Consider the following 12,446-nt stretch of genomic DNA (forward strand, 5'->3'; position numbering starts at 1 on the left):
GTACCGCTACGGTCCCGTCGTCCCCGGCGCCTCCGCCGGGCGGACGCCCGCGCGGGCCGACTTGGCGACCGCCGACAGCGGCTTGGCGATGTCCTCCAGCGACCGGCGTTCGGCGTTCACGGCGAGGAACGCCGCGACCAGGCCCGCCGCGCACATCAGCCCGGCGCCGATCTGGAACGCGAGGACCGTGTCGCCGACCACGCCCGTCTCCGTGAGCTTGGAGAACAGCAGCGGGCCGCTGATGCCGCCCGCCGCCGTGCCGAGGGCGTAGAAGAAGGCGATGGACATGGCGCGGGTCTCCATCGGGAAGACCTCGGAGACCGTCAGATAGGCGCTGGACGCGCCGGCCGAGGCGAAGAACAGCACCGCGCACCAGCAGGCCGTCATCGTGGTGGCGCTCAGCGAGCCCCGGTCGAACAGCCAGGCCGTACCGAACAGCAGGAGCCCGGACAGCAGGTACGTCGACGAGATCATCACGCGCCGGCCCACCGTGTCGAACAGCTTGCCGAGCAGCAGCGGCCCCATGAAGTTGCCGACCGCGATGACGGCGAAGTAGTAGCCGGTGTTGCCGCTCGGTACGTCGAAGAACTGGGTCAGGATCGCGCCGAAGCCGAAGGTGATGGCGTTGTAGAGGAACGCCTGGCCGATGAAGAGGGCGAAGCCGAGCGTGGCGCGCCTGCGGTACTTGGCGAAGACGGTGCGGCCGATCTCCATGAAGGTGACGCTGCGGCGCTGGCGGATGGTGATCTCGCCCTCCGCGCGCGGCAGCGGTTCGTCCCGGCCGGCCTCCACCTTCTCCTCGATGGAGCTCACGATCCGTTCCGCCTCGTCGTCCCTGCCGTGGATCAGCAGCCACCGTGGACTCTCCGGGACGTGCCGTCGTACGACGAGGATGACCAGGGCGAGCACGGCGCCGAGAGCGAAGGTCAGCCGCCAGCCGACGTCCGCCGGGAAGATCGAGGTGTTCAGGGCGACGATCGACAGCAGCGCGCCGCCGACGGCGCCCAGCCAGAAGCTGCCGTTGATCATCAGGTCGACGCGGCCCCGGTACTGGGCCGGGATCAGCTCGTCGATCGCGGAGTTGATCGCCGCGTACTCGCCGCCGATGCCGAAGCCGGTGAGGAAGCGGAAGAGGAAGAACCACCAGGTGTGGAAGCTGAACGCGGTCAGCGCGGTCGCGGCCAGATACACCGCGAGCGTGATCATGAACAGCTTCTTGCGGCCCCAGCGGTCGGTCAGCCGGCCCCAGAACAGGGCGCCGATACAGGCTCCGGCCACGTAGAGCGCGGCGGCGAGGCCCGTGACCTGACCGGAGGAGATGGGAAGTCCGCTGCCCGGTTCTGACAGCCGGGGCGCGATGTTCCCGACGGTCGTGACCTCCAGGCCGTCGAGGATCCAGACGGTCCCGAGACCGATCACGATGGTCCAGTGCCAGCGGGACCACGGCAGCCGGTCGAGTCTCGCGGGGATGTCGGTGGTGATCGTGCGGCCGCTCTCGGCCTGTGCCGTGCTCATGAGCTCCCTCCTCGGCGAGTGGAACGCTCGTCGAGTGCCCGCGAAACGGCGAATCTACGCCCCCAGCGCCCGCGCCACCGTGAAGATCACCAGTCCGGCCAGCGAGCCGACCACCGTGCCGTTGATCCGGATGAACTGCAGATCGCGTCCGATGTGCGCCTCGATCTTGCGGGTGGTGTGCTCGGCGTCCCAGCCCGCCACGGTGTCCGTGATCAGGGACGTGATCTCCGCGCGGTACGTCGTCACGACGTGCACGGCGGCGTCCTCCACCCAGCGGTCCACCTTGTTCTGCATGGACGGCTCGGCGGCCATCCGGGCGCCCAGGGACAGCAGGGAGGAGCGGACCCGCAGCCGCAGCTCGCTGCGCTCGTCCTCGGCCGCGGACACGATCATGGAGCGTACGGCGGTCCAGGCGGAGGCGATCAGGTCCTGCACCTCGCCGCGGGCCAGCACCTCGCCCTTGAGCCGTTCGACGCGGGCCCGGGTCTCGGTGTCGGACTGCAGGTCGGAGGCGAAGTCGATGAGGAACCGGTCGAGGGCGCCGCGCGCCGGGTGGGAGGGCATGTCCCGCATCTCGACGCAGAAGCGCAGCAGCTCCTTGTAGACGCGCTCGCCGACCTTGCGGTCCACGAACCTCGGCGTCCAGCCGGGCGCGCCGCCCTGCACGGCCCCCATGACGTCGTCGCCGTGCAGCACGAGCCAGTCGTGGGCCTTGGCCACGATCAGGTCGACGGCCCTGCGGTGGCCGCCCTCGGCGACGACGCCCTCCAGCATCTTGCCGATGCCGGGCGCGATCTCGCGGGCGTCGGCGCGGCGCGTGATGGCCTCGCCGACGACGGCCTGGACGTCGGAGTCCCGCATGACCCTCAGGGCGCCGCGCAGCGCGGTCGCCAGCTCGGCGGTGACCCGGTCGGCGTGGTCCGGTTCGGCGAGCCACGCGCCGAGCCGGCTGCCGATGCCGACGGCGCGCAGCCGCTGCCGTACGACGTCCTCGGAGAGGAAGTTCTCGCCGACGAACTCGCCCAGGGAGACGCCGAGCTGGTCCTTCTTGTTCGGGATGATCGCGGTGTGCGGGATGGGCAGGCCCAGCGGGTGCCGGAAGAGGGCCGTGACGGCGAACCAGTCCGCGAGGGCGCCGACCATGCCGGCCTCCGCGGCGGCGGCGACGTAGTCGGCCCAGGCGCCGGCGCCGTGGTGGGAGGCGACCTCGGCGAGGACGTACACGAGCGCGACGAACAGCAGCAGGCCGGTCGCGGTGAGCTTCATCCGCCGTACGCCGCGCCGCTTCTCCTCGTCGGCGGCGGTGAACGTGCCCATGGCGCGGACGGCTCCCGCGGGCACGTCCCGGTTACCGGGGGCCTGCGGCCGGGCATGCTCCTCCACGCCACGCGTTCCCGATTCCTCCGGGTTCGTACGTTCCATTCCGCTCCGCCCGTCCGTGATCCCCCGCACACATTGTCCCTTCCCGACCTACTCCTGGAACGAATCAGGAGTTCCCGGCGTCTGTTCCCCGGGGGAGAGCGATGACGACTCCGGAGCACTCCGGGCGGCCCAATGGGGGGTCTGTGCAACTCCCTTCCGCCTTATGACGCATCATGAGGTGATCACATCGGAGCCTCGGGCTCCCATCCGTCCGAGGAGAACGCACCGCATGACCAGGCGTAACGGTTATGCCCTGCTCGCCGCGATGGTCGCACTGATCGTCACCCTGTCCGTCGCCCTGTACGTCGGGGTCGCCGCCGACCACGGCAGCGCCACCGGCAAGACCGCCCCCGCGCAGCGCGGCACCGGGCGCGGCCCCGCCGCCCCCGCCTCCACCGGCCTGTGGGTCGGCGCCTGGTCGGCGTCCCCGGTCGGCGCGGAGCCGGGCACCGAGGTCGAGGGCCTGGTGGGCCGCTCCCTGCGCAACGTCGTACACGTCGGCGTCGGAGGTACGAGTGCCCGGATCACGCTGTCCAATCTCTACGGCCAGTCGTCGCTGACGATCACCCACGCGTCGATGGCCCTCGCCGCCGGCCCCGGCACCCCGGCCGCCGTCGCGGACACCATGCGGCGCCTGACGTTCGGCGGCAGCACCACCGTCGTCGTACCGCCCGGGCAGCAGGTGCTCAGCGACGCGGTGCGCCTCGCCGTCCCCGCCGACTCCGACGTGCTGGTCACCACGTACTCGCCGACCCCGTCCGGCCCGGTGACCTGGCACCCGCACGCCCGCCAGACCAGCTACGTCGGCGAGGGCGACCTCACCGAGGACACCACCGGCGCCGCGTACACCGGGCAGGTCACGTCCTGGCGGTACCTGACCGCGGTGGACGTCCTCAGCAACGAGTCCGACGGCACCGTCGTCGTCTTCGGCGACTCGCTGACCGACGGCATCACGTCCACCCTGAACACCAACCGCCGCTGGACGGACGTCCTCGCACGCCGGCTGCGCACCGCGATCGCCGACGGCCAGGACCTGCCCCGGTACACCGTCGTCAACCAGGGCATCAGCGGCAACCAGGTCCTCGCCAGCGGCACCGGCCGCCCCGCCGAGAACCAGGCCGGGCTCGGCCGCTACCACCGGGACGTGCTCTCCCGCACCGGCGTCAAGGTCGTCGTCATCGACCTCGGCGTCAACGACATCCTGCGCACCCCCGGCGTCGCCGACCCCGAGCGCATCCTCGACGGGCTGCGCACCCTGGTCCGCCAGGGCCACGCCCGCGGCCTGAAGGTGATCGGCGCGACCCTCATGCCCTTCGAGGGCCACCGCGGCTACACCGGCGCCCGCGAGCAGGTACGGCAGCAGATCAACGCGCAGATCCGCGCCGGGCGCGTCTTCGACGCGGTCGTCGACTTCGACGCGGCCGTGCGCGACCCGTACAACCCGCGCCGGTTCCGCGCCGACTACGACTCCGGCGACCATCTGCACCCCAGCGACCAGGGGTACCAGCGGATGGCGGAGAGCTTCGACCTGAAGCTCCTGAAGGGCGCGGCCCCCGCCGAGCTGTGAGCGACGGGGCGGGGACGGACCCGGTGGCCGCCCCCGCCCCGCCGGGGCTCAGTCCCCGTCGGAGCCCGGCGTCGGCAGTTCGCGCCGGCCGGCCTTGCGCTCCAGCTTCTCCCGGCGGCGCTCCTCGCGCAGTTCCTGCTTCTGGGCGCGCGTCAGCTTGCGCTCCACACCGACCCCGCCCCAGAACGCGAACCCGGACACGATCACCCGGGGCCCGCCGGGCTCACCGAGGACACCGTCCTCACGGTGGTCGAAACCGCCCATGACACCGATGCCGCGCACCACGACCTCCACACCGGGCGGCACGATCACCTGCACGCCGCCCATGACGGCCACACAGTTGATCTCGATCTCGCGGTCCGCGAAGTTCGCCTCCCGCAGGTCGATCTCCCCGCCGCCCCAGAACGCCACGCAGTTGAGCCGCTTCGGCGCCGTCCACCGCCCCTTGCGCTGGAACCCGGACAGCACGGCCACCGCCCACGCCGGGGAGTCGTCACCGCCGACGATCCGCCCCTCCCACGACCCGTCCCCGGGTGCGGGCCGCTTGACCATGTCCACCCTCGGCGCGGGCGCCGCGCCGACCGGCAGATCCCGGGTCAGCGGCTCCAGCTCGCCGTACGTGCGGGCCCGGTAGGTGGCGTCCAGCCGCTCCCCGAACTCCTCCATGTCGAGCCGCCCCTCCGCGAGGGCGTCCCGCAGGACGTCGGCGACCCGTTCACGGTCGGCGTCGGAGGCGCGCAGCTCCGGGGCGTTGTCGCTCATGACAGCAGCCTACGTACAACTCCCGCCCGGAAGCTACGAGATGACCCGCCCCACGTCCTCCCGTGGCGCCCCGGGAGGCGCGACCGGGCTGTTCAGCATTCGGGCGATCACCGCCTCGATGTCCGGCTCGCGCACCGACAGGTCCACCAGCGGATGGTCGGCGGCCACCCGCGCCACCAGCGCCGCCGCCGACTCGGACGCCGGGAACGCCAGCCACTGGCGGGGCCCCTCCACCTTCACCACCCGCGCCGGGGGCGCCTCGATCGGCGGCAGCTCACGCTCCAGGTCGACCACGAGCATCCGCTCGCTCTCCCCGACCTCGTGCAGCCCGGCGAGCGCCCCGTCGTACACCAGCCGCCCATGGTCGATGACCATGACCCGCGAACACAGCTGCTCGATGTCCTGCAGATCGTGCGTGGTCAGCAGCACCGTCGTGCCCCGCTCGGCGTTCAGCTCCCGCAGGAACGCCCGCACCCGGGCCTTCGACATCACGTCCAGGCCGATCGTCGGCTCGTCCAGGTACAGCACCTCCGGGTCGTGCAGCAGCGCCGCCGCGACGTCCCCGCGCATCCGCTGCCCGAGGGACAGCTGACGCACCGGCACCTCCAGCAGGTCCTCCAGACCGAGGAGTTCCACGAGCCGGTCCAGGTTCTCCCGGTAGCGGGCGTCCGGGATCCGGTACATGCGGTGCATCAGCCGGTACGAGTCGATCAGCGGCAGGTCCCACCACAGCGTGGTGCGCTGCCCGAACACCACCCCGATGCGGTGCGCGAGCCGGGTCCGCTCCCGGGACGGATCGATCCCGGCCACCCGCAGCCGGCCGCCGCTCGGCGTCAGGATGCCGGTCAGCATCTTGATCGTCGTCGACTTCCCGGCTCCGTTCGGCCCGATGTAGCCCACCATCTCGCCGCGCGCCACCCGGAACGAGATCGAGTCGACCGCCCGTACCCGCCGCCGCTCCCGCTTCAGGAAACCCGTCCTGCGGCGGACGTCGAAGACCTTCTCGACCCCGTCCACCTCGATGAACGCCTCGTCGTCACCCATGTCCGTCCCTCAGCTCCCCGTACTCCGGTACGCCCGCAGGCCCGACCGCCACACCAGCCCCGCCACCGCGCAGCACACCGCCGCGACCAGCGGAGACGCGTACGCCGTCCACCCGGCAGCGCCACCGGGTACGGCCGGCCCAGCACATGGGCGGCCGGCACCCAGTTGACGAAGGCGAGCGGCAACGTGAACGTCACCCCGCGCACCAGGTCCTTCCCGAACACCGTCGGCGGGTACTGCAGCAGCGTCGTCCCGCCGTACGTGAACGCGTTCTGCACCTCGGCGGCGTCCTGCGCGACGATCTGGAAGGCCGCCCCCGCCACGAACACCGCGCCGAAGATCACCGCGCCGCTCAGCACCATCACCGGCACCAGCAGCACCTTCGCCGCCGTCCACTCCACGTCCACCGCCGACAGCGCCCAGCCCAGCACCGCCAGGCCCTGCGTGATCCGGCCCAGCCGGCGCAGCGCGAACCGGTCCGCGCCGACCTGCGCGAGCACCGGCACCGGACGCACCAGCAGCACGTCGAACGAACCGTCCCGCATCCGGGCACCCAGCGCGTCCATCGAGCCCAGCGCCAGATCCGCGAACCCGAACGCCGTCACCGCCAGCCCGTACAGGAACGCCACCTCCGCCAGCGACCAGCCACCCAGCCTGTCGACCTGCGAGAACATCAGCAGGATGCCCACGAAGTCCAGTCCCGTCAGCAGCAGGTTGCCCACCACCGTGACCACGAACGACGTCCGGTACGTCATGCTGGAACGCACCCACATCCCGGCGATCAGCCGGTAGGCCCGCAGCCCCTCCACCACCGCGCCGCGCTCAGCCACCCTGCACCACCACCCGCCGCGTCGCCGCCGACTGCACCGCGCGCCCCGCCGCCAGCAGCACCACCGCCCAGCCCGCCTGGAACGCCAGCGCCCCCGCCACCCCGGTCTCCCCCATCAGCACGTCCGCCGGCATCTGCAACTGCGCCGCCCACGGCAGCACCCGCACCACCTCGCCGAACGCCCCCGGGAACGCGTTCAGCGGCAGCAGCATGCCCGAGAAGAAGATGCCCGCGATCATCAGCGCCTGGTTCACCCCCGTCCCGTCCAGCAGCCAGAACACGCTCAGCGCCACCAGATAGCGGATCGCGAAACTCACCACCCCCGCCAGCAGCAGCGTCACCGTGAACGCCGCCCACCGGGTCACGTCCGTGGGCAGCGCCATCGGGAAGAACACCGCCCCGAACAGGAACGGCACCACCCCCCGCCCAGCAGCTGGAACGCGGCCCGCCCCAGATCCCCCGCCAGCCACCACAGCTGAAGATCCACCGGCCGGTACAGGTCGACGGCGACCTCCCCGGTGCGGATCCGCTCCATCAGCTCCTTCTCCGCGCCCCCGCCCTGGATCGCCAGCGTCGCGAACAGGCACTGCCCCAGCCACACGTACGTCACCGCCTGCGCCTGGTCGTAGCCGCCCAGCCCCGGCCGCTCCTCCCACAGGGCCAGATAGGTGAAGACGAGGATCACCCCGAAGACGGTGTTGGTGAACACCCCGGCCGCCGTCGCCAGCCGGTACGTCGCATACCGCCGGAAACCACCCGCCGCGACGGCCAGGTACAACCGTCCCGCGCCCACATCCACGGCCCTCCTCACCCGCCCGGCACCGAAGCGCAGGAGCCTAGTGGCCGCCCCAGGCGGCCTGCCAGCGGATTTCCGGGGCACCCTCAAGCGAGAAACAGCTCACTTTCCCCCAACACGCGCGCCTTTCCGGGAACGGAACACCCGGCGCGAGAGTCTTCAATGGGGGCGCAGCAGGCGTACGAGGGCGTACGGGAAGTACGACGTGAATCAGGAGTCCGAGCACGACATGAGCGAAGAGCCGCAGCCACAGCCGCAGCAGCCGGCCGGGAAGCCGAAGCGACCCCGGCGGACGGGCTGGCGACGGATCATCCCGACCTGGCGCATGGTCCTCGGCACCTTCGTCATCGGCGTCCTGCTGCTCGCCGGCCTGTTCCTCCTCGGCTACTCCCTCGTCAAGATCCCGCCGGCCAACGCGCTCGCCACCAAGCAGGCCAACGTCTACATGTACGCCGACGGCTCCGTGATCGCCCGCGACGGCAAGGTCAACCGGGAGAACGTCACCCTCGCCCAGATGTCGAAGCCCGCCCAGCACGCCATCCTGGCCGCCGAGGACCGCGACTTCTACACCGAGTCCGCCGTCGACCCCAAGGCGATGCTGCGCGCCGCCTGGAACACCGCCACCGGCAAGGGCAAGCAGTCCGGCTCCACGATCACCCAGCAGTACGTCAAGAACTACTACCTGCGCCAGGAGCAGACCGTCACGCGCAAGGTGAAGGAGTTCTTCATCGCGATCAAACTCGACCGCGAGAAGAGCAAGGACGAGATCCTCGAGGGCTACCTCAACACCAGCTTCTTCGGCCGCAACTCCTACGGCATCCAGGCCGCCGCCCAGGCCTACTACGGCATGGACGCCAAGGACCTCGACGCCGCCCACGCCGCCTACCTCGCCGCCCTGGTCAACGCGCCCAGCGAGTACGACGTCGTCGCCCACCCGGAGAACAAGGCCGGCGCCGTCGCCCGCTGGAACTACGTCCTCGACGGCATGGTCACCAAGGGCTGGCTCAAGCCCTCCGAACGGGCCGGGCTGAAGTTCCCCATGCCCAAGGAGTCCTCCACCTCCACCGGCCTGTCCGGCCAGCGCGGCTACATCGTGCGGACCGTCCAGGACTACCTGATCAGCAACAGGATGGTCGACAAGGAGGACCTGGAGTTCGGCGGCTACCGCATCACCACCACCCTCCAGAAGAAGCGGCAGGACGCCTTCGTCGACGCGGTCGACGACAAGCTGATGTCCCGGCTCGACCCGAAGAAGCGCAAGGTCGACGGCTACGTCCGCGCGGGCGGCGCCTCCGTCGACCCGAAGACCGGCAAGGTCGTCGCGATGTACAACGGCATCGACTACGTCAAGCAGTACACCCCGAACGCCACCCGCCGGGACTTCCAGGTCGGCTCCACCTTCAAGCCGTTCGTGTTCACCGCCGCCGTGCAGAACGAGTCGACCACCCGCGACGGCCGCCCCATCACCCCCAACACCATGTACGACGGCACCAACCGGCGCCCCGTGGAGGGCTGGCAGGGCAAGTACTACGCCCCCGCCAACGAGGACGACGTCTCCTACGGCGACATCTCCGTGCGCTCCGCCACCAACAAGTCCGTCAACGCCGTGTACGCCCAGATGGCCGTCGACGTCGGCCCGCAGAAGGTCAAGGACACCGCCGTCAAGCTCGGCCTGCCCACGGCCACCCCCGACCTCGAGCCCTACCCCTCCATCGCCCTCGGCACCGCCACCGCCAGCGTCCTCGACATGACGGAGGCCTACGCGACCCTCGCCAACCACGGCAAGCGCGGCACCTACACCATGATCGAGAAGGTGACCAAGGACGGCGCCGAGGTCGTCGACCTCCCCCACCGCAAGCCCTCCCAGGCCGTCACCCGCGAAGCCGCCGACACCACGACCTCGGTCCTGCAGAGCGTCGTCGACAGCGGCACCGCCACCGCCGCCCAGGCCGCCGGCCGCCCCGCCGCCGGCAAGACCGGCACCGCCGAGGAGGACACCGCCGCCTGGTTCGCCGGATACACCCCCGACCTCGCCACCGTCGTCGCCGTCATGGGCCAGGACCCCGTCACCGCCAAGCACAAGTCGCTGTACGGCGTCATGGGCCTCGAGCGGATCAACGGCGGCGGCGCGCCCACCGAGATCTGGGCCCAGTACACGAAGGCCGCCCTGAAGGGGAAGCCGGTCACCGACTTCGACCTGGAGCTCCAGGAGAACGCCGAGGTCCCCCAGTACCCCACCTCCGACCCGACGCAGGGCGACGAGGACGAGGGCGACGAGGACGACGGCCCCTCCGGGAAGCCCACGTCCGGCACCGGCACCGAGGGCCAGACCGGCGGCGAGACGCCCGGCGGCCCGGACGGCGGCACCAGCACCGGCCAGGACGGCGGCGGCGACGGCGGCACCGACGACGGGGGCGCCACCGACGGCGGCCAGAACGGCGGCACGAACGACGGCGGGACCACGGACGGAGGCGCCGGCGGACCCGGCGGACCCGACGGCGGCACCAGCAGCGGCCAGGACGGCGGCACCGACACCGGCGGACCGGGGGCGACGGGCACCACGGCCGGCTTCCCGACCCGCAGACCGTAGGCGGCAGATAAGGGGAAGCCCGTCAGTGACCGCTGGTCGCCTTCAGCCCCACCACGGCGACCAGCAGCAGACACACGAAGAAGATCCGCGCCGCGGTGACCGGCTCCCCCAGCACCAGCATGCCGACCACCGCGGCACCGGCCGCGCCGATCCCGACCCACACCCCGTACGCCGTACCGATCGGCAGGGACCGGGCGGCGTACGACAGCAGCAGCATGCTCGCGACGATGCCCGCGCCGGTGAACAGGCTGGGGACGAGCCGGGTGAAACCGTCGGTGTACTTCATGCCCACCGACCAGGCGACCTCGAGCAGACCGGCGACGACGAGCAGAACCCAGGCCATGACAGGGACCTCCGAGGCGAGACGACGACGTGGAACGCGGTGCGTCGTCTTTGCCTACATCCCGGTACGGCGCGTCTCGTCGGGCACCTTCCACGCTAGCAAGCCCAGGCCCGGGCCCACGGAAAGGGGCCGGTGACAACGGTCACCGGCCCCCTTCCTCCGTCATCTCACAGATAGAGCCCCGTGGAGTCCTCCGACCCCTCGAACCGGTCGGCGGCCACCGCGTGCAGATCGCGTTCGCGCATCAGCACGTACGCGACCCCGCGCACCTCCACCTCGGCCCGGTCCTCCGGGTCGAACAGGACCCGGTCACCCGGCTCCACGGTCCGTACGTTCTGCCCCACCGCGACGACCTCGGCCCAGGCCAGCCTGCGGCCCACGGCGGCCGTCGCGGGGATCAGGATGCCGCCACCGGAACGCCGCTCGCCCTCGCTGGTGTCCTGCCGCACGAGTACGCGGTCGTGCAGCATCCGGATGGGCAGCTTGTCGTGATGGGTGCTGTGCTCGTTTCTGTTGGCGCTCACGCCTCGAACCTACCTGCCTCCGCCACCTGTGTACTCCGCCGGGTCCGCGCCCTCAGCCCTTGCGGCGCCGGGCACCGAGGGCCAGCAGCCCGACCAGGCCGACCGCCACGAGCGCGACCGGCACGATGCGCTCCAGACGGGGCGCGCCGTCCTCGTCGGTGAACTTGGCCTTGACGTCGCTCACGGCCCGGTTCACGCCCACGTAGGCCCGTCCGAGCGTGTGGTCGATGTTCGCCGCGACCTTGGCCTTGGCATCGCCGACGATCGTCTTCGGGTGCACCCGCACCCCGATCTCGTCGAGCGTCTCCGCCAGCACGACGCGGCGGGCCTTGATGTCCGCCTCGATCTGTGCCGGGGTCCTGGTGTCCGACGTGTCCGCCACCGTACGGCCTCCGAAGTGAACTGATGATGTTTCCGGACAGTCTGTCAGCTCCACGGCGAACCGCACCGTCAGGCTCCCCGGTTACGCTGGTCCGATGAGCGAGCGACTCCAGCCGGGGGACGTGGCCCCCGCCTTCACCCTTCCCGACGCCGACGGCAACGAGGTGTCCCTCTCGGACCACAAGGGCCGCAAGGTCATCGTCTACTTCTACCCCGCCGCCCTGACGCCGGGCTGCACCAAGCAGGCCTGTGACTTCACGGACAACCTGGAGCTGCTGGCCGGCGCCGGGTACGACGTCATCGGGGTATCCCCCGACAAGCCGGAGAAACTCGCCAAGTTCCGCGACAAGGAGTCCCTGAAGGTCACGCTGGTGGCCGACCCGGACAAGAAGGTCCTGGAGGCGTACGGCGCCTTCGGCGAGAAGAAGCTCTACGGCAAGACGGTGGTCGGCGTCATCCGCTCGACGGTCGTCGTCGACGAGGAGGGCAAGGTCGAACGCGCCCTCTACAACGTCAAGGCCACCGGCCACGTCGCCAAGATCATCAAGGACCTGGGCATCTGACGCCCGCGCCCGGCACCCCGACGGCTCCCACCCGGCTCCCCGGTGGGAGCCGTTCCGTTTTCCGTGGGTGACGGTCCGACGACCGGCTCGTTGATCCGTACGAGCCACGA

At 71.1% G+C, this 12,446-nt stretch carries 10 protein-coding genes, 2 pseudogenes and 1 riboswitch; of the genes and pseudogenes, 3 read left to right on the top strand and 9 right to left on the bottom strand.

The annotated features are described in order from the left end of the window. Positions 1-6 precede the first annotated feature (6 nt). Positions 7-1,515, bottom strand: coding sequence for an MFS transporter (locus F8R89_RS13440; RefSeq protein WP_151784205.1), 1,509 nt, complete (start codon positions 1,513-1,515; stop codon positions 7-9). A 54-nt stretch (positions 1,516-1,569) separates the two neighbouring features. Further along, positions 1,570-2,937: a DUF445 domain-containing protein gene (locus tag F8R89_RS13445; RefSeq protein ID WP_192806113.1), complete on the bottom strand. Its 1,368-nt coding sequence runs from the start codon at positions 2,935-2,937 to the stop codon at positions 1,570-1,572. Between the two features lie 229 nt (positions 2,938-3,166). Between F8R89_RS13445 and F8R89_RS13450 the strand changes: the two genes are divergently transcribed. Beyond that, the gene (locus tag F8R89_RS13450; protein ID WP_151784207.1) at positions 3,167-4,504 is read left to right on the top strand and encodes an SGNH/GDSL hydrolase family protein; all 1,338 of its coding nucleotides are present in this window, start codon (positions 3,167-3,169) and stop codon (positions 4,502-4,504) included. Positions 4,505-4,552: 48 nt separating this feature from the next. On the opposite strand, the gene F8R89_RS13455 is transcribed toward F8R89_RS13450, so the two are convergent. The 4 genes and pseudogenes from F8R89_RS13455 to F8R89_RS13470 form a co-directional block, all read right to left on the bottom strand. Further along, on the bottom strand, positions 4,553-5,266 hold the full coding sequence (locus F8R89_RS13455; RefSeq protein WP_151784208.1) for a DUF1707 domain-containing protein: 714 nt from the start codon (positions 5,264-5,266) through the stop codon (positions 4,553-4,555). 33 nt (positions 5,267-5,299) lie between these two features. Beyond that, a complete protein-coding gene (locus tag F8R89_RS13460) occupies positions 5,300-6,310 on the bottom strand; it encodes an ATP-binding cassette domain-containing protein (protein WP_151784209.1) in 1,011 nt (336 codons plus the stop codon). Between the two features lie 9 nt (positions 6,311-6,319). Continuing rightward, positions 6,320-7,083 (bottom strand): annotated as a pseudogene (locus F8R89_RS13465) (ABC transporter permease). Positions 7,084-7,132: 49 nt separating this feature from the next. After that, positions 7,133-7,917, bottom strand: a pseudogene (locus F8R89_RS13470) (ABC transporter permease). A gap of 247 nt (positions 7,918-8,164) precedes the next feature. Here F8R89_RS13470 and F8R89_RS13475 point away from each other — a divergent pair. After that, positions 8,165-10,525, top strand: coding sequence for a transglycosylase domain-containing protein (locus F8R89_RS13475; RefSeq protein WP_151784210.1), 2,361 nt, complete (start codon positions 8,165-8,167; stop codon positions 10,523-10,525). 22 nt (positions 10,526-10,547) lie between these two features. On the opposite strand, the gene F8R89_RS13480 is transcribed toward F8R89_RS13475, so the two are convergent. From F8R89_RS13480 to F8R89_RS13490, 3 genes are all read right to left on the bottom strand, one after another. Then, a complete protein-coding gene (locus F8R89_RS13480) occupies positions 10,548-10,868 on the bottom strand; it encodes a DMT family transporter (protein ID WP_151784211.1) in 321 nt (106 codons plus the stop codon). A 38-nt stretch (positions 10,869-10,906) separates the two neighbouring features. Next, positions 10,907-10,976: riboswitch (guanidine-III (ykkC-III) riboswitch) on the bottom strand. A 59-nt stretch (positions 10,977-11,035) separates the two neighbouring features. Next, positions 11,036-11,392 carry a GroES family chaperonin gene (locus F8R89_RS13485; RefSeq protein ID WP_031478376.1) on the bottom strand — a complete coding sequence of 119 codons (357 nt, stop codon included), beginning with the start codon at positions 11,390-11,392 and terminating at the stop codon, positions 11,036-11,038. Positions 11,393-11,444: 52 nt separating this feature from the next. Then, complete coding sequence (locus F8R89_RS13490) at positions 11,445-11,774, bottom strand: DUF3618 domain-containing protein (RefSeq protein WP_151784212.1); 330 nt, start codon at positions 11,772-11,774, stop codon at positions 11,445-11,447. Positions 11,775-11,868: 94 nt separating this feature from the next. Here F8R89_RS13490 and bcp point away from each other — a divergent pair, with 94 nt between their 5' ends. Next, on the top strand, positions 11,869-12,336 hold the full coding sequence (bcp, locus tag F8R89_RS13495) for a thioredoxin-dependent thiol peroxidase (protein ID WP_151784213.1): 468 nt from the start codon (positions 11,869-11,871) through the stop codon (positions 12,334-12,336). The last annotated feature ends 110 nt before the right edge of the window (positions 12,337-12,446 follow it).

This window comes from Streptomyces sp. SS1-1 (genome assembly GCF_008973465.1).
GTDB lineage: Bacteria > Actinomycetota > Actinomycetes > Streptomycetales > Streptomycetaceae > Streptomyces.